The organism is Ruegeria sp. CDSC002 (assembly GCF_059610905.1).
Map to the genome: position 1 here is coordinate 45696 of NZ_JBXWOM010000016.1, position 15770 is coordinate 61465.

A 15770-nucleotide genomic window follows, 5' to 3' on the forward strand; every position below is an offset into this window, starting at 1 on the left:
CCTTTGGTGCTGGTTTTGAGCCGAGCCCTGAAAGGGCGTCGTCTCTAAAACCTGCCCCGTGGCGAACGCGGAGAGGGGCGAGACAGGACAAATCGACAAGAGTGGTGCGGCCCGCAGCGCAACGCGCGAGGACACGGTCTTGTCTATTTGTCTTGTCCGAGGGGGGAGGCCGCGCCTTCCCCCTGACGTCGGGGGGGCGTTTGGCTTGCCCAAATCCCGCCTGACCAACAAAAAAGAAGCCAAAGGATCTTTGATCCTGCGGGAGCGCAAAAGGGATCGTCACCCGAACGGGCAGATCACCACGGCATGGACCGACCATGACCCAAAGCCCCTGCCCGGCTCGCAAGAGACGGTTCAGGGGCTACTGGGACAGGGAGATCATTCTGGGGTGTTCTGGGTGGAAGCCGGCATGCCGACTGAAACCTAGAGCCCGGTCACGAGCCAGCTGGCTCGGGATTTGCCAAGGGACAAAGGCCGCAGCCCGAAATCACTCACCGACCGGAACATACCCTCGTCGGAGCTTTTGCTTTTCAAGGTTATGAAGCGCTTCACTAGCTTGGGCTGCGTCTTCGTACGTCACCAACATGGCTTGCCCGTTTGTGCCGATACGTCCCCAGGTACGAAGAACAGAAACTTCGCCAAACAACGTCGGCTGCAACTCTATTCCATAGAACCGCGCCATGTTAACGTCGGGGTCCACATGGATCAGGTGGACAGGTGTCGTTGCTGTCAGTTCCATGACGCGATTGTCGGTCAATTCAGCCCTTCTGTCCAATGACATTGCGAAATCAATTCCCGGGAAAGGACCCTGATCCTGAACGGAAAATGACATCGAATGCATCCGCTACTACTATAGCTGACCAATATGTAGGTAATAGGATCTGCCATGTTTCGTTTTCTACTATTTGCTTTCGTGATGGGTCTTGCCGCCAACGCGGGTGCGGCGCAGACACCGCCTTCGGCTGATGAGGTCGCGCAATACGACGGTCTCTTCGCAGCCGCTCACACCGGCAACGAAGAAATGATCCGGCAACTCGTTGCGGCAGGGGCAAACGTCAACGCGCGGGACTCGTGGGGTCGCACACCAGCCCATGTGGCCGCGTTTGCTTCAGAGGACGAGGCATTGAGTGCACTGGCTGAGGCTGGCGCCGACATGAATGCACTTGAAGATCAGGCCTACGACGTGGTCACGATTGCGGCCGTTGCAAATGATCCGGAACTGATGACGCTCGCCATTGAGCTCGGCAACGATCCCGGCCTCACGACCAGCCCTTATGACGGAACCGCTCTTATCGCGGCCGCGCATCTCGGTCATGTCGAGATTGTCAGACGGCTGATCGCCGCCGGCGCGCCTCTGGACCATGTGAACAATCTTCATTGGACAGCCGTTATCGAAGCCGTTGTGCTTGGCGACGGCGGCCCGGATCATCTTGCGGTTCTGGATGCCTTATTGGCTGCGGGTGCTGACAGATCGCTTGCCGATCGTAACGGAATTACCCCACTCGAACACGCCGAACTTCGCGGATTTTCCGAGATGGCAGAGCGGCTGAGAACAGAGGATTGAGGCCTGTCCGGCAGGCGGAAGCGGTGAGTTTCACCGGACAGGCACCGATGGCAGCTTGGATATGACCGACCTCGGGTCAAGGTCTCGGCGTGGTAGAGTGGCGACAAAGATGAAGACATCCCAAGGACAACGGCAAAATGAACAAGATCGGAAAAAGTAAACAGGTCGGCTACAGCGCGCTTGTTTGCGCGAGGCGCAGCTTTCTTGCTGCATCAGGCTTTGGCGCGCTGACGGTCGGCTTGAGTGGCTCTGTCCTGGGCCAAACTTCTTCGGGTGCGGACGACGCTATACCTCAGCCAAGTGATCCCAAAGATGCCTCATTCATGGAGCGCGCCTTCGAGATGCGTCAGTATGCGATTGACCATGGAGATCAAGGGTATGGCGCAGTTGTGGTGCGCGACAATGTCATTATTGGCCAGTCATGGAGCAGGGTCATCTTGGATCAAGACCCCACGGCCCACGCTGAAATGGCCGCGATCAGGGATGCCGCGCGACGCCTTAATCACCGAGATTTGACCGGATCGGTCATGTACTCATCCTCCCGACCATGTCCCATGTGTGAAGCCGCGGCATACTGGGCTGGAGTCCGCCTGATGTTCTACGGCCGGAAAATCACGAGCGCAAGTTCCCCGAAGCTTTGCAGTTAGTATGGTTCTCAGCCATCAGCAACGTTTCATTTTGCATTCGCCTCCCACGGTGGGAAGTCCGGCCCATATCAGTCGTTCAAGAACCCTGTGCCGAACGGCCGGTTTGGCCCGAAATATTCGATCTTGTACTCTTTCGGCATTGCCCGCAGTCAAAGAAACCAACCCACAGAAAAGCTATCCACAACAGCCGTCCCCTAACTGGATAGGAGGACACGGAACGGTAGCGTAGGAGCAAAAAACACAGCAATCGCCTTCTAAAGGCTTCAAGACTGCCCTGCACGACTTGCAATCATAATACCACTGGCACGCTTCGGTTGGCATTTTCTCGGTTTCAATGTGCCCGCACTCAGGGCAAGTCAAAGTGCTATCCAGCACCACAGTTTGTTTTGTCATTGTCTCACATCTGCATGATTAGATAATCGTTGATTTGAGCCTCATTGAACACGATGACCCATGCCAGCGCGGTGATCGCTGAGCTTCCAACAAGCCACCATTTCAGATTTGCCATCGTCCCGTTTCGATGCGCTACGATCCATGAAACCGCGACCAGCGCTGTTGAGATGGCGAGAACATAGTAGCTTGCCGCCGCTATTCTTCCGAATACCGCCAACCAACTGCCACCCAAGCCTAACAACATCATGGCCATTGGAAGAACACAGCATGCCGCCACCCCCAGAGCGGAAACCGATCCCAGGTAGCTGAATGTCACATACTTCTTCATCTCTCGCTCCTTGGGTAGGCGATTTGATTGTGTTGAGGCACCGGCATTCAGAGCGTATAACTCCTGTAGTTACTACAGGATCAAGAGGGGACACTTCACATGATTGCGATAGGTGAGGCTTCCCGGCAATCCGGGGTCGGAGTAGAAACCATCCGCTATTACGAACGCGAAGGTATCGTACCAAGACCCGCACGAGCTCTGAACAATCGTCGCCTCTATTCCGCAAACGATGTGGGTAGACTTCGGTTTTTGAAGAAATGCCGCGACCTGGGGTTTCCTCTATCTGACGCAAAGGCGCTTTTGGAGCTGTCAGAAGGAAGTGCGGAAGACTGCCGGTCAGTGAAAGAATTGGCCGAGGCACACATTGCCAGCGTTCGAAGCAAGATTGATGAGCTCAGACGCCTGGAGCACGCCTTGAGTGAGCTTACGGCCAATTGTGATAGCGGAAACGTTCAATGCCCGATGCTGCAAAGACTGAGAACGATGGACAATATCTGACTCTGGCCGCTGGGCGGAATCAAAGGGTCTGAGATTTAGCCAGATCGCGTCAGACCAAGGTCTGTGGTGCGGTAACAGATTGTAGTTCATAGTCGATTTCACGATGAGAGCGAAAGTAGCTGACCTGATGATTGGCAATTGGTCGTTGTCGCGAGTCTTCCTTGCGACCAGCATCGTTGTGATGGGCACCGCGACCGCAATAGTCGGGGTCTGGGTGTCAAATCGAATTCAGAACGCCGTCGTGCAAAACTCCGCCAATTCCGCAGCGCTGTATATGGAAAGCGTAGTATCCCCGCTCAGCCAGGAATTGGCACATGGCGACCATCTTTCTGAGCAGGCAAGCCGAGCGCTGGACGAGATTTTCATGACCCAGCCAATGCGTGACCGCATCGTCTCCTACAAATTCTGGAAGCAAGGCGGTGTGATTGCGCATGCCTCGGATACAGACATCATTGGAAACCGTTTCAATCCAACTGATGACTTAAGGCGGGCGTGGAGCGGTGATATCTCCGGCTCTTTCGAAGAGCTCGATCATGCCGAGAGCGCCGCCGAGGCGGCATTGGGGATACCACTACTTGAAGTTTACAGCCCCATCCGCGAACTCTGGTCCGGCGAAATCATCGCAGTTGCGGAGTTCTACGAAAGAGCTGATCAGCTTGAGTTAGACTTAGCCAAGGCCAGGCGAACAAGTTGGTTGGTCGTCGGTTCCGCATTTCTCGCAAGTACTATTGTTCTGTATTCCATCGTCGCAATTGGTGACAAAACAATTCGACGACAAGGGGCTCTTCTTAAACAGCGCCTGACAGAAAGTGAGAGGATGGCCGAGCAGAATGCCCGGCTGCGCTCGCGTGTCGTCGAGGCGTCAGAAAGATATGCCACGCAAACAGATCGGTTCCTCAAGAAGCTTGGTGCTGAGCTACATGATGGTCCTGCGCAATACCTGTCCCTCGCCGCTCTTAGACTGGAGGCGGCGTTTTCCAAAGAGTCCGAAAGGCCTAAAGAGGCAGAGGAAATTCAGCAGTCTTTGCAAAAATCTCTGGCTGAAATTCGTGCAATTTCGCGAGGGCTGTCCGCGCCGGATATCGACAACCTGGCGCTCGTCGATGTCGTGAAGAGAGCCGTAGAGGATCACGCTGAACACAGCCCGTTGCGACCGGATATATCATTCCTGGGTAGTCAGGCCCCAGAGTTGTCATTGTCCGACAAGCTGTGCGTTTTTCGGTTCCTTCAGGAGACGCTTTCCAATGCCGCGAGATATGCTCCAGCTTCCAAGTGCACTGTTATCTCTGAGGCGCAGAGCGACTGCATAGTTGTGAAGGTCACAGACGACGGACCTGGATTTGACAGGTCAGAAGAAACCGCTTTGCGAGATGATGGTGGCCAGGGACTTATGGGCTTGCGAGATCGGGTCGAGAGTATTGGTGGCAGGTTCGAAGTCGCATCGAGACCGGGTGAAGGCACCACCATTGCTATGACACTGTTTTCCAGAAAAATGAGTGCATCATGACAACATCTGTCATCATAGCCGATGATCATCCGATTTTCAGGGATGGATTGCAACGCACGTTGGATGAAACTGATGGTTTTGAAGTTTTAGCTGCTGGGTCCAGCGCTGAAGAAGCAGTATCGCTGGTCGGCACGCATCAGCCGGACATAGCTATTCTTGACCTCTCTATGCCCGGTGGCGGGATAAGCGCGACACGTGAAATTGCGGCAATGGAAAATCCACCCGTCATTGCAATCTTGACGGTCTCAGAGAACAGCAGCGATGTCGCGGACGCCTTGGAGGCGGGCGCGATTGGGTACATTGTGAAGGGAGTAACCGCGAGCGAACTAACCGCTTCCTTACGCAGCATCGCCGCAGGTGAAGGGTTCGTTTCTCCTGGCTTGGCCTCGCGAGTATTGCTGCAAATCAATGCTGACAGTGGCATGTCTATTAACAGCAGCATTCTCGATGACCTTACGCATCGTGAGGAAGAAATACTGAGACGTGTGGCCAAAGGACTGAGTAACCGTGAAATCGCTGACGAGTTAGACCTTCAGGAAAAAACCGTGAAGCACTACATGACGGCAATCCTGTCCAAGCTTCATGCGCGCAATCGGGTAGAGGCCGCGCTTATCGCACATGATGTTTGGAACAAGGGAGATTAACCGCGGTCTCTTTGACGACGATGGCGGCTCCTCACTAAGAGAAGCCGCCAACGGATCATCGACTAGAGTTCCTGTTCAGTTGGCAACCGACTGTAACCTCCGGCGATCAGAGGCCGTTGCGTTTCTTTCAACAACAGTCCGGTTGTACGGGTCTTTCAGCTCGTAGCGCCCAAACTCGATCTCCTCTTTCCAACCATTGGCATAGTTCACTTCGATATTGTTGCCCTGGCGTTCGATTTTCGTGGGTCGACTTCCAGCAGTGCCGCCTTGCCCAGAAGAGCGCACGTTGTCGATTGAGATACCATTCGACAAAGACCGAAGCCTTGAAACGTCAGCACCAGTCGCGGGGCGCTCCTCAACAGTTCGATTCTGAGCATTTTTCCTCTCATACCGCCCGTTTTCGATCTCCTCCTTGGTTCCGTCGGCGTAACGCACCTCAATGCCGCTGGCGTTTGTCTCGACCTTTGTTATCCCAGCCGAACCCGACGGCTTGCCCCCTGCTTGAGACCGGTCCTTCTTTCCGCTGCCTCTATTGGAGCGTTTCGAGTCATCATCGTCATCGTCACCGTCATCATCGTCGCGACCACTTTTGCCTGATCCCGAATTGTCGTCACGATCATCATCTCGGTCGTCGTCGCGATCATCGTCTCTATCGTCATCACGATCATCGTCCCGGTCACCACCACGGCCGCTATTGCCCGACCCCGAGTTGTCGTCGCGGTCATCATCTCTGTCGTCGTCACGATCATCATCCCGATCATCGTCGCGACCATCCCCGTCTTTTCCCTTGCCGCTCTTGGCAAAGGCATAGGACGGTTCAAAATGTAGGCGACCATCGGCATCGAACACTGGCACATAAGGTGTCGCCGCGATCAACGAAGCCAACGCCGCAGTACTAAGAAGTTGGCCCAGTTTTCTTTGAATTTTCATTTTCGCCTCCATTTCTGAGCGTCACGCTTCGTGACGTTGGAGACAGGTTACTTCTGGTTCGGCTTTTCCACATCGGGCTTAGGTCTGACGAATTTCAAGCCGAACGTCTTAGTCAGATCAGTCAAACCAATAGAGTTTTTGTTGAGCCATGTGACCAGTTTAGTGGGAACTGACCCCGTCACCCTTCAACTCGTCATCGGGTTCGAGGTGAATGACAAAGACGGAACCCGGATACAAACGATCCAATTCTTCCTCGATGTCATTGCATATATCATGCGCCGCGCTGACTGGCATTGTGCCGTCCACAACAAGGTGAAACTCCACGAAGATGACATTTGCGGACCTGCGCCCTTTGAGGTCGTGGTATTCTAAGGCTGCGCCGAGGTTTGCTTCGATTGCTTTAGAAACGGTCTGCAAGTCATGCTCCGACAGTGTCACATCCATCAGACCATCGACTGAAGCCCGAATAACTTTCCATCCCTCCCACAAGATGTTCAGAGCAACAAGAATTGCCAGGATCGGGTCGAGGATCAACCAGCCGGTGACAAGCGCCAGTATCAGACCTGCGATGACACCAACTGAGGTCATGACATCTGTGAAAATGTGCCGGGAGCTTGCCTCCAATGCAGGCGAACCCTCGCGCCTGCCGATTTTGAGCAATAGGTAAGCCCATGCGCCATTCACACCAGTTGCAATGACATTGACGACGATTCCAAGAAGTGGCGCATCCTCAAGATGCGGGTTCGGGAGTGCCAGCACAGCTTCTCTGATGATCAAGAACGCCGCCAGCACAATCAGTACGCCCTCGGCGACAGCGGAAAGATACTCGGCTTTTTTGTGACCAAAGGGGTGGTTTTCGTCAGGGGGTATATTGGCAATCCGAACCGCAAAATACGCCAGCAGCGCCGCAACGACATTTACAGTTGATTCCATTGCGTCCGACAACAACGCCACCGAGCCCGTCAGCCACCAGGCCAGCAGTTTCAGGGCCAGTACCGCAATGGATATTGGAATGGACCAAAGAGCGATTTTTTGTGTCATTTGGCCACAACCCTCAATCAATCATGAACAGAAACTCGGGTTAATGCTGAGTTCCGACGTTCAAAACGTAAAACAGGTGGTTGGTGAAAAGGGAATAGGCCCTGTGGCTTCCTACCGGCGACCTACGACAGCATCTGGCCCCCTTGCATGGCGCCAAACGACTGTTACTCTGATGCAAGCACGGCCGACGAAACAGGAACCGCCTTGAGATATGCTGCAATCGCCAAACGGTCCTCATCCGTAAGGCGAGACGTGTTCTCGATGACCTCCACCATCTCACCACCTGCACTGTCATAGTCTGGCGTGAAACCAGATTTCAGGTATTCGCCAATGTCTGCCTCAGACCATTCAAGCTGGTCTGAGGTCAGGCCGGGGATACGACCTTTCCCGTTTGGATTTGGTGCACCTGTCAGCCAAAGGTCTCGTTTCAAACCACCTAGACTATTTCGCGGGGTATGGCATTCAGCGCAGTGACCCAGCGCCTCGACCAAATACCTGCCAAGTCTTTGTTGGTCGGTCAGATCACCTTCGACCACCCATTCTGGCGTCATGAACAATAGCTTCCATCCGCCCAGTCCGCGTCGAACGTTGAAAGGGAAACCAACCTCATGCGCTTTGCTTTCTGCCGTGACCGCAGGAAGGGTGCTCAGGAAGGCATGGAGCGATACAACGTCATCGGTCGTCATGTGGGCGTAAGACGTATAAGGAAACGCAGGAAAATAGTGTTGCCCTTCGGGCCCGGTTCCATGGATTAGGGCATTGGCCAGATCCAATACAGACCAGGACCCGATGCCAACCTCGGGGTCACTGGATATGTTCGGGGCAATGAACGTGCCGAAATCCGTCTCGAACCTACGACCACCGGAGAGCATGAGCTTGTCCTCTCCAATCGCGCCCTGCGCTGAATGACAGGATGCGCATCCTGCGGCGTGGAACACGATTTCACCTCTGGCGAGATCTGGGTTCAGATCGTCGAGTTGAGACTGATCCATTCTTTGTGGTCGGGTCAGCACCAAACCAGCCAACCCAACTAAAAGTGCAACGAAAGCGGCGAAAAGGAAAAACCGCTTCACAACTATCTACCAATTAGTCTTTCGGTGCTCTGTACGCTTTGTGACATGCCGAACAGCTTCCACCCAGATCGCCCATCGCAGCTTTCAGGGCATCAACATCTTGTCCGGCTGCAGCCTGCATCGCAACAGCTGCCTCTGCCATGGCTTGCCCTTTCGCACCAACGTCAGGGAAGTTTTCCCAGATCGCAGGCAGCGCTCGGGTGGACGGATCGGATACATTGTCGGATCCCGCGGGCCACATCGCGGATTGGTCGATCTGCGTTAGTACAACAAGGTTGTTTGCAGCCCGTGTTGCGGCCTCGGCATCATAATCCACCTCACCTTTGGCCATGCCGCCAAGTGTACCAAGATTGAAGGCATAGAGTTGCATGATTGAGGTTCGAGCTTTCACAGCCGGGTTTTCGCTTTCGTGGGCGATGGCTGTGCCAATTGCAGCCACCGATAATATACCGGCCGCAAAGATCGAAATTTTCTGCATCATGGTGTGTCTCCCTGTTCAATACTCCGAATGTTACCTTGAACGAATTTACTTGTAATTGTTTGTTATTGGTCGTCACCTGTTAATTTATGAACAATGAAAACTGGGATGATATTCGGTACGCGTTAGCAGTAAGCAAATACGGTTCGTTGAACGCGGCGGCGGCGGCTCTGGGCGTTACGCATGCCACAGTCTTGCGCAGAGTGGCCGCATTCGAAGAGCGCCATGGTTGCCGGATTTTTCAGAAAAACCCGTCAGGATATTCCGTTCTCCCCGAAGCCAGTGCGGTCTTTTCGGCCATGGAAAGCGTTGAAGAAGCGGTGCTGTCGGTTGAGCGGGCAGTTGTCGGAGCAAATCGGTCTCCTATGGGTCAGGTACGCATTACATCTACCGACAGTCTTTGCCGGATTGTTCTACCTCCAATACTATATGAGATCTCACAGCTTTACCCCGGCCTGAAGCTGACTTTGCTAAGCGGAAATAGTCACCATGATCTATCCCGGTTGAGCGCAGACATCGCCGTGCGGCCATCGATAAAGCTCGGGGAGGGGCTGATTGGGCAGCGTGCCGGAACACTGTCGTTCGGCGTCTTTGACGACGGCTCTCCCAATAGCAAATGGATGAGGCTTGATGGGGCGTTAAGCCGTTCACTTCCTGCCAAATGGCTGGAAACGAATGTCAGTGCTGACGAAATGACCAACGGGGCAGACAGTTTTTTGGTGCTACAGGAGATGGCCGCTGCAGGAGTCGGAAAAACGTTTTTACCCACGTTTTTGGGCGACGCGGATTCCCGGCTTCGAAAGTCGCACGACGTGACCCCAGAAATTGAGGTTCCGCTCTGGGTCGCGACGCTGGAGGAAATAGCGAACACTCCCAGATTTGCTATCGTTCAACGAGCGTTGGTTGAACGCTTAGCCATTGTTCTTGCTGGATGACGTTGTTTTAGAAAACAGTCGCGAGCACTCGGGTTGCGCTCTCAGCAGATACACGACATAGCGGCTTTTATACCCACATCCAAACGAACGAGCTTTCAGCACGAATGCCGATTTGGGCAGTGGAGCAGTCACTACGAGGACCGAGGTTTCTGGCGCTTATCGCGCGGAGCAGACCTTGGCGTATACCGCAGCGAATGACCGCTTCCCGCCCTCTGTGCAGAATCTAGCGATCTAACAGCAAAGTAGGTTCGGTTGCTTGCCCGCCCCTACCCTGCCCGCCTGATGCCACCAATTTAAACTCCTGGTTTCAGTAATCCGCACCCTGCCTGGTATCCCAGAGACGAAGAATCTCTATCTGAGTAGGCATTACACGATAGATTAGCGTGAATGGGGTTCGGGGTACTGAAAGCTCCCGTATGTCTTGCCGTGTGTCACTTGGGTGACCAGCATAAGGGTTGGCTGCAAGAGTAAGCTGAATGGCTTTGAGCTGAGCTCGTGCCCTTTCGCTGCCTTCAGGAAAAACTGACGTGTAGTAGTAACGGAACCACTGAATGTCCCTGGCCGTATCTTCGAGAAATACAATCTTCATTGGCTGTTGGATTGCCCGCTTGCTACCGGAGCCGAAAGTTCATTCTCGGTATCCCAGCTGTCTATCCAGGCATTCATTTCGTCTGCCGTGATGAACTTGCCTTGGTCTGCTTTTTCAACAGCCGCATCAATGGCTGCACGTTTAGCGGCTTTGGATTCTAACATCATTCTAATTGCCCGTACGGCGAGTTGTGCAGGCGGTCGGTCTTCGATCGCAGCTTCCCGTTCCAGGGTCTTTCTCAGGTCTTCATCGAGACGGATTGAATATGGGCTGGTACTCATCGCAATCACCTGTTTCCGTGTTGTAGTACAATGTAATACATCTGAATGAAATTCACAATAGACCGATGGCATGTACCGCACCTGTTGTTCTGAACTCATGAGCGTGAGGAGAAATCATGGGTGCGGCCTTCACTTCTGCGGTTATTTTGAATTTTGCGTCAACAATGCGGTTGGTTGTATGTCTCCTTGATCGATTTTTGAAATCAGTGAGATCAAATAGGCTTGATGGGATTTTATGTTCTCCGCTCGTTGGAAAATATATCCGAGCACTAAGAAACGGAGAGCTGGGCCATATGTCGATTTCATAGCATACCAGGTCTGACCAAATCTTAGGTACTCGGCGATATCGTCCATAAGTCGGTCACAATGTGCCTGATCCCGGGCAAAGCGAAGTTCCGAGCACAAACGTGGAAAGCTGCGCTCCATTTGATCTGGAGAAACTTGAATCTGAGAATATTCTTCTTTCTTAACTATTGGATTCAAAGAGTCCTCTTTGTGCCCCTCAATTTCATTGTCACTGTCCCTCAAATTATCTGAATCTGTCCGTTTTATCTCAGAGATTTCCACAGAGATTTCAGCCAGCAGTTCGCTGAGTACATTTGCATCTGGTTTGCGACGCAGAGCATTGCGTGCGGTGACCATCAAATCTGAGATTGTGGCGTCGTTTGCCACGAGCTCTCTGAGACGCGCCAGAGCTGTAGAAACCTTGTCGCGGAGCACCGTGAACTCCAGAACTCGATCAGCATGCCTCTGGGCTTCCTCGATGAACTCAGCGTGCCGTTCAGACAAAGGCATCAGGGACAGTCCAGTTGCTGCGACCACCCTGCCCTGTCGATCCCGGCGTGCCCAACGTTTTCCGTTGGCGCTCATGACGCGGCGGATAAGCCCAAGCTCAACCAGCGCCGAGATATGGCGTTCAACGGTCTGTACACTGACGTGAGTTCGTTTGGCGATCGCAGCGTTGGAGGCAAAACAAACATGGTGATCATCCTGGTCTGGTGAAATCTGATCTCCAATCACAAAGGAAATCATCGCTCTCAGGACGTTGAGGGAAGTGGATTTAAGCCCAAGCGGTTCTCTGGCTTCCTCGACGGCTCGAAGAAGCAACCATTTTTTAGGCGTACTACCCCCCTGCCCTGCCGTTCCCAACAAGGTTGCTCCGTTTGGAGCCAATGCTGTTACTGTTTTCATAATTTTATGTCAGCAGACAAAGAAAACCTATTCACCCAGAGGCGTTTTTTGTTGTCTCGTGATTCGCGGGCTGTTAGGGTTTAGGTGTCAAATCTATAACCACTAGTTGGTTTTCAGCCCTCGGAGCCTTAGGTTTCGGGGGTTTCTTCTTTGCTTTCCTCCTCTTTGCTCGTTGCCTCATGTAGAGTTAACAATTGTTAACTCGCTTACTCCTCGGCGTTTTCTTTGAAGCGCTCGTAGGATTCCTGAATTAACTGAGCAAGGTTTTCCGTAAGCCAACGTGAGTAGGCTTCATTCTCCCCTGCTCTTTTGATCGTCATATTCACCGCTGAATTGCTGGTCTTGATAACAACGTCGGGTGCCGGTCGGTTTTCTTGTGCTTCTTTTTTTCGAGCCAGGCTGCCTAAAAGCCCATTTAACCGATCGTCTGAACTACCTGGGTTGAGTGTCTCCAAGAGCTTCATAGCCTTGTCCGCTGTTATCACCTTTTTTCGTAACGCATCGGCGAGTGCCGTCCATTTGGGCCGTCCGGATTTCGGTGCTGGGCCAATCATATCGCCAAGATCTTCGGGAATATCGTTTGTAATTCGCTCCAATTGCGACAGCGTGTTTTTAGAAATTGCCAGCGCCGTGATCGCTTCCGAACGGTCATATCCTTGGTTCAGAATCTCTCGAGCAAACCGGGCTCTCTCGTAGTAGCTGAGGTCAACACGAGAAGAGTTCTCTAAACCTTTTGCCTGAAGCGCCTCTTTGTCATCGAGAGTCCGTACAAGCGCGCGTACAGGCTGATTTAGATGCTGACAGGCCAGGATACGGCGGCGGCCGTAAATAACTTCGAAGTGGCCGTCCACTTCCTCAGACGGACGCAAGAGGACAGGAACCTGTTGGCCTCCTGCGTCTTTGATGCTTTCGGCCAGCTCCAGAACAGCTGCATCGACGTTGGGCTCGGCTTTTGAGTTAACAGGTGTTAACTCCACTCCAAGCCTGTCCTTCGGACCCCAAGGCAATATGAGCGAGGTATCAATTTCTTGGATTCCGCCGGCGCCAACACGGACGGAGGCTATGGTGCCTCGTGGAAGCGCGGCATTGGCACGCTCGGTTTTCGTAGGCGGAATGGGAGGGTTTCCGGCTGCCGCCGCTATTGCTGCAGCCATGCTGGTTTTGTTTTGTTTAAGTGCCATTTCAACGGCCCCACGCGGTTTGAATCATGTTTGAGACTTCGTGCCCGACGGCATCCATGCTCGATCGGGCGCGGTCATAGGTAGACCGTGTCATTTCTGATCGAACAACTTCGTACATTGTCATTTTCAGCATCGCGGCATCGGCAATCGCCGTGCTTCGCAGCGCAGTTGCTCCGATTACTCGATCCTGAAACAGCGCCCGCATAAGGCTTACAATTTGCTGTGATGGGGTATCCGAGGGGTCGTCCCGTGTTATGAGGAACCGGAAATTGTCATGGACAATCGGAATCCCGGAGTTCTCAAACTCTTCCAGGTATGCCGAAGTCATCTCAAGAAACTGCTGGGTGGAGGCCACGTCCAACATGCTCGGTGTCAGCGGTACGATCACAGATGTTGCGGCAAACAATCCTGCCAGCGTCAAGAAACCCAAAGAAGGCGGGCTATCGATAATGATTACATCATAGTTTGCTTCGACTTCTTCGATTGCGCTGGCAAGACGATTATAGAAGGGAACGCCTTTGCGGGCGTAGACAGCGGTTTCCGTTTCAAACTCTGACAGGATCAACTGGGCGGGGGAAAGATCCAAGCCAGGGAAGTAAGTGGTCCGGACGCACTCTGACATCGGGACCGAGTCCTCGTAGCGCAGAGCATCATAGATCGAATTCCCCTCAAACTCGATTTCTGGCTGAATTCCACAGAATCCGGTCAAGCTGCCTTGTGGGTCAAGGTCGATAGCCAGAACGCGATAACCTTGAAGTGCAAGATAGTGGCAAAGGTGAATGGCTGAGGTGGATTTCGCACTACCACCCTTGAAGTTCATGAGTTGAACAACCTGAAGCTGGTCGGCATCGCGACGACCGGGAAGGTACTTTCCGGGCTTTCTGGAACTTCCTTCAAGGATCTGGCGCATTGCTTTGATTTCGGCTCCGGAATAAAAGCGACGTCCGTTCTTGTTGAACTCCGGCTCTGGAAGAGAGCCCTCAGCATGGCCCTTTCGCAAGAACTGTCCGGTTGTGCCAAACAGGTCGGCAACCTCTGTCGCGCTGAAGAGTCGGAGGGTCTTTGACAACTCAGGAGAATACGCCTGAGTTAAGTGGGTCGTCAGTGCAACTTGTAGACGATCAGAGATTTCACGTGTAACGTGAGACTGCGTCGTCGCAGCAATTGGTGTGGTTTGTAACATAGTTGCAGATTTCCTGCTCTTTTTTGTTTGGTTGCGCAACTTGAGTACATTTAGGCACTCGTATTCCGATTCATGTCAAGAGAAAAATCAATAACTTGTGGGTCGTTGCGAAGCCTGCACAAGCGTCCCGAAGTTAACAGCTGTTAACTCACGTCTCCATTGGGTGCTTAAGAGGCGCTTTGAGGTTGCATGCTTGCGGCAAAAGTTCGCCTTCGGAATTCGAGATTAGAGGGTTGCCAGACGCCGGCCACTTTGTCTTTTCAGCCAAGCGAAATCCTGCCAGAAATACTGCAATGCGCTCACGTTTTGCTCAAGTTGCAGATGATTAAATCAGATTAGTATTGAGCCCCACTCCACTAAAAAGCCCAATTGGTGGTTATTCTTGAAAAGTGCTGACAAGCTCATTGTTTTGCCAGGGCAGGGCGGTGTTCTAGTAGCTGACTTTCTGTGTCCGCTAATTTGATGGTGTAGTTAATACTCTTCCAGTGCTGGTCTTTGGAGCAACTGCCCTGTGAACCAAGGTATACTGAAGTTGCTTATCAATTGGACCGATGTTGGTTTCATTCCAATAGATCGGTTGCCGGATTGTCGGCGATATCGTCGTCGTCACCGCATTTCTGGGCCAGTGCGATAGGTGCAAGTCGGTCTTGATCGGTGTGCCTCCTGCGGGGCTTGAGTAAGGAAACCCGAACGCAGCCCCTACGGTGAGGCATAATCCTACGGTAGTCCTGTTAGCTTCAGTCAGTGTTTGTCGATCTGGTCGATGGCGTCCGGGTTGAGGCGGCGTTTCCGTATCCGGCCAGATTTCGAGACCGAGTGAAACATGGGGCTGTCCTCGGCGTGACCCACTTCGATCCAACACGCCAGCGGCCTCGCTGCGCGACCCTTGCGCACTAACCGTGGAGCCTCGCGTTTTGGGGTGGTCTCAACTACCTGCGGCGACACCTAAGTTAGGTCATTCTCGTTGAATTTCTTCAGCGACACTCCCGCCTCCAAAATAAGGCGCGCCGAACACCGAACGCTGCCATCTAACTGAGTTCAGTCCGGTAATAGGATCGTCCGGTCAGGGGAGTCCCGGCGCGAACCTTGGCTGGTGACCATCTGATGTTCGAGAATATCAAGGGTGATCAGATAGGCGTTCGGGGCAATGAGGTCGGCCCAGTGTTTGGAATGTGCGAAAGTGGAGGGGTGATGGTTTACCCAGCCACGACAGTGGGCACTCAACTGCTCCGTTAGGCCGGCAATAAGAACAGCTTGACTAATTTGCCGCGTGTGGAATTCCCAACTGTTGAACCAACCTCCTCTTT

Annotated in this window: 20 protein-coding genes; 7 read left to right on the forward strand and 13 right to left on the reverse strand. The window is 53.1% G+C overall.

What is annotated here, in order from left to right; translation table 11 throughout:
- Nucleotides 1-205: 205 nt before the first annotated feature.
- The gene (locus tag AC2FJE_RS21770; protein ID WP_185956720.1) at nt 206-427 is read left to right on the forward strand and encodes a hypothetical protein; all 222 of its coding nucleotides are present in this window, start codon (nt 206-208) and stop codon (nt 425-427) included.
- 60 nt (nt 428-487) lie between these two features.
- On the opposite strand, the gene AC2FJE_RS21775 is transcribed toward AC2FJE_RS21770, so the two are convergent.
- The gene (locus AC2FJE_RS21775) at nt 488-832 is read right to left on the reverse strand and encodes a WGR domain-containing protein (protein WP_282121165.1); all 345 of its coding nucleotides are present in this window, start codon (nt 830-832) and stop codon (nt 488-490) included.
- Nucleotides 833-886: 54 nt separating this feature from the next.
- Here AC2FJE_RS21775 and AC2FJE_RS21780 point away from each other — a divergent pair, with 54 nt between their 5' ends.
- Both AC2FJE_RS21780 and AC2FJE_RS21785 read left to right on the forward strand, forming a co-directional pair.
- Nucleotides 887-1564: an ankyrin repeat domain-containing protein gene (locus tag AC2FJE_RS21780; RefSeq protein ID WP_142638754.1), complete on the forward strand. Its 678-nt coding sequence runs from the start codon at nt 887-889 to the stop codon at nt 1562-1564.
- Between the two features lie 137 nt (nt 1565-1701).
- On the forward strand, nt 1702-2211 hold the full coding sequence (locus AC2FJE_RS21785) for a nucleoside deaminase (protein WP_142638752.1): 510 nt from the start codon (nt 1702-1704) through the stop codon (nt 2209-2211).
- A 174-nt stretch (nt 2212-2385) separates the two neighbouring features.
- On the opposite strand, the gene AC2FJE_RS21790 is transcribed toward AC2FJE_RS21785, so the two are convergent.
- Nucleotides 2386-2604, reverse strand: coding sequence for a GDCCVxC domain-containing (seleno)protein (locus AC2FJE_RS21790; protein ID WP_282121166.1), 219 nt, complete (start codon nt 2602-2604; stop codon nt 2386-2388).
- Nucleotides 2605-2608: 4 nt separating this feature from the next.
- Nucleotides 2609-2932: a hypothetical protein gene (locus AC2FJE_RS21795; protein ID WP_282121167.1), complete on the reverse strand. Its 324-nt coding sequence runs from the start codon at nt 2930-2932 to the stop codon at nt 2609-2611.
- A 99-nt stretch (nt 2933-3031) separates the two neighbouring features.
- Here AC2FJE_RS21795 and AC2FJE_RS21800 point away from each other — a divergent pair, with 99 nt between their 5' ends.
- From AC2FJE_RS21800 to AC2FJE_RS21810, 3 genes are all read left to right on the forward strand, one after another.
- The gene (locus AC2FJE_RS21800; RefSeq protein WP_282121168.1) at nt 3032-3430 is read left to right on the forward strand and encodes a MerR family transcriptional regulator; all 399 of its coding nucleotides are present in this window, start codon (nt 3032-3034) and stop codon (nt 3428-3430) included.
- A 127-nt stretch (nt 3431-3557) separates the two neighbouring features.
- On the forward strand, nt 3558-4937 hold the full coding sequence (locus AC2FJE_RS21805; RefSeq protein WP_282171150.1) for a sensor histidine kinase: 1380 nt from the start codon (nt 3558-3560) through the stop codon (nt 4935-4937).
- Nucleotides 4934-5581, forward strand: coding sequence for a response regulator (locus AC2FJE_RS21810; RefSeq protein WP_282121170.1), 648 nt, complete (start codon nt 4934-4936; stop codon nt 5579-5581). Before AC2FJE_RS21805 ends, AC2FJE_RS21810 begins: the two co-directional genes overlap by 4 nt.
- Before the next feature lie 75 nt (nt 5582-5656).
- Here the strand turns inward: AC2FJE_RS21810 and AC2FJE_RS21815 are convergent, their stop codons facing one another.
- The 4 genes from AC2FJE_RS21815 to AC2FJE_RS21830 form a co-directional block, all read right to left on the reverse strand.
- Nucleotides 5657-6511 (reverse strand): hypothetical protein, encoded by an 855-nt coding sequence (locus AC2FJE_RS21815; RefSeq protein ID WP_282121171.1) that lies wholly within the window; start codon nt 6509-6511, stop codon nt 5657-5659.
- Between the two features lie 159 nt (nt 6512-6670).
- On the reverse strand, nt 6671-7552 hold the full coding sequence (locus tag AC2FJE_RS21820) for a cation diffusion facilitator family transporter (RefSeq protein WP_282121172.1): 882 nt from the start codon (nt 7550-7552) through the stop codon (nt 6671-6673).
- 164 nt (nt 7553-7716) lie between these two features.
- On the reverse strand, nt 7717-8625 hold the full coding sequence (locus AC2FJE_RS21825; protein WP_432653458.1) for a c-type cytochrome: 909 nt from the start codon (nt 8623-8625) through the stop codon (nt 7717-7719).
- Between the two features lie 13 nt (nt 8626-8638).
- Nucleotides 8639-9106, reverse strand: a complete 468-nt coding sequence (locus AC2FJE_RS21830; RefSeq protein WP_282121174.1) for a c-type cytochrome — start codon at nt 9104-9106, stop codon at nt 8639-8641.
- 86 nt (nt 9107-9192) lie between these two features.
- On the opposite strand from AC2FJE_RS21830, the gene AC2FJE_RS21835 reads away from it, so the two are divergent.
- Entirely contained in the window at nt 9193-10038 is an 846-nt protein-coding gene (locus AC2FJE_RS21835; protein WP_282121175.1) for a LysR family transcriptional regulator, read from the forward strand.
- Nucleotides 10039-10345: 307 nt separating this feature from the next.
- Here AC2FJE_RS21835 and AC2FJE_RS21840 read toward each other — a convergent pair whose 3' ends face one another.
- The 6 genes from AC2FJE_RS21840 to AC2FJE_RS21865 all read right to left on the reverse strand — a co-directional run bounded on the left by AC2FJE_RS21840 (nt 10346) and on the right by AC2FJE_RS21865 (nt 15408).
- Complete coding sequence (locus AC2FJE_RS21840; RefSeq protein WP_170592490.1) at nt 10346-10627, reverse strand: type II toxin-antitoxin system RelE/ParE family toxin; 282 nt, start codon at nt 10625-10627, stop codon at nt 10346-10348.
- A complete protein-coding gene (locus AC2FJE_RS21845) occupies nt 10624-10980 on the reverse strand; it encodes a CopG family ribbon-helix-helix protein (RefSeq protein WP_282121176.1) in 357 nt (118 codons plus the stop codon). The genes AC2FJE_RS21840 and AC2FJE_RS21845 overlap by 4 nt, the downstream gene beginning before the upstream one ends.
- A gap of 69 nt (nt 10981-11049) precedes the next feature.
- On the reverse strand, nt 11050-12099 hold the full coding sequence (locus AC2FJE_RS21850; RefSeq protein WP_282121177.1) for a helix-turn-helix domain-containing protein: 1050 nt from the start codon (nt 12097-12099) through the stop codon (nt 11050-11052).
- Nucleotides 12100-12305: 206 nt separating this feature from the next.
- Nucleotides 12306-13280 (reverse strand): plasmid partitioning protein RepB, encoded by a 975-nt coding sequence (gene repB, locus AC2FJE_RS21855; protein WP_282121178.1) that lies wholly within the window; start codon nt 13278-13280, stop codon nt 12306-12308.
- 1 nt (nt 13281) lies between these two features.
- Nucleotides 13282-14463 (reverse strand): plasmid partitioning protein RepA, encoded by a 1182-nt coding sequence (gene repA, locus AC2FJE_RS21860; protein WP_282121179.1) that lies wholly within the window; start codon nt 14461-14463, stop codon nt 13282-13284.
- Between the two features lie 741 nt (nt 14464-15204).
- A complete protein-coding gene (locus AC2FJE_RS21865) occupies nt 15205-15408 on the reverse strand; it encodes a hypothetical protein (protein ID WP_282121180.1) in 204 nt (67 codons plus the stop codon).
- Nucleotides 15409-15770: the final 362 nt, after the last annotated feature.

Excerpts from the sequence above, each read along its gene's own strand:
- AC2FJE_RS21775 (WP_282121165.1), bottom strand. The coding sequence starts at position 832 with ATGTCATTTTCCGTTCAGGATCAGGGTCCTTTCCCGGGAATTGATTTC.
- AC2FJE_RS21780 (WP_142638754.1), top strand. The coding sequence starts at position 887 with ATGTTTCGTTTTCTACTATTTGCTTTCGTGATGGGTCTTGCCGCCAAC.
- AC2FJE_RS21785 (WP_142638752.1), top strand. The coding sequence starts at position 1,702 with ATGAACAAGATCGGAAAAAGTAAACAGGTCGGCTACAGCGCGCTTGTT.
- AC2FJE_RS21790 (WP_282121166.1), bottom strand. The coding sequence starts at position 2,604 with ATGACAAAACAAACTGTGGTGCTGGATAGCACTTTGACTTGCCCTGAG.
- AC2FJE_RS21795 (WP_282121167.1), bottom strand. The coding sequence starts at position 2,932 with ATGAAGAAGTATGTGACATTCAGCTACCTGGGATCGGTTTCCGCTCTG.
- AC2FJE_RS21800 (WP_282121168.1), top strand. The coding sequence starts at position 3,032 with ATGATTGCGATAGGTGAGGCTTCCCGGCAATCCGGGGTCGGAGTAGAA.
- AC2FJE_RS21805 (WP_282171150.1), top strand. The coding sequence starts at position 3,558 with ATGATTGGCAATTGGTCGTTGTCGCGAGTCTTCCTTGCGACCAGCATC.
- AC2FJE_RS21810 (WP_282121170.1), top strand. The coding sequence starts at position 4,934 with ATGACAACATCTGTCATCATAGCCGATGATCATCCGATTTTCAGGGAT.
- AC2FJE_RS21815 (WP_282121171.1), bottom strand. The coding sequence starts at position 6,511 with ATGAAAATTCAAAGAAAACTGGGCCAACTTCTTAGTACTGCGGCGTTG.
- AC2FJE_RS21820 (WP_282121172.1), bottom strand. The coding sequence starts at position 7,552 with ATGACACAAAAAATCGCTCTTTGGTCCATTCCAATATCCATTGCGGTA.
- AC2FJE_RS21830 (WP_282121174.1), bottom strand. The coding sequence starts at position 9,106 with ATGATGCAGAAAATTTCGATCTTTGCGGCCGGTATATTATCGGTGGCT.
- AC2FJE_RS21835 (WP_282121175.1), top strand. The coding sequence starts at position 9,193 with ATGAACAATGAAAACTGGGATGATATTCGGTACGCGTTAGCAGTAAGC.
- AC2FJE_RS21840 (WP_170592490.1), bottom strand. The coding sequence starts at position 10,627 with ATGAAGATTGTATTTCTCGAAGATACGGCCAGGGACATTCAGTGGTTC.
- AC2FJE_RS21845 (WP_282121176.1), bottom strand. The coding sequence starts at position 10,980 with ATGCCATCGGTCTATTGTGAATTTCATTCAGATGTATTACATTGTACT.
- AC2FJE_RS21850 (WP_282121177.1), bottom strand. The coding sequence starts at position 12,099 with ATGAAAACAGTAACAGCATTGGCTCCAAACGGAGCAACCTTGTTGGGA.
- repB (WP_282121178.1), bottom strand. The coding sequence starts at position 13,280 with ATGGCACTTAAACAAAACAAAACCAGCATGGCTGCAGCAATAGCGGCG.
- repA (WP_282121179.1), bottom strand. The coding sequence starts at position 14,463 with ATGTTACAAACCACACCAATTGCTGCGACGACGCAGTCTCACGTTACA.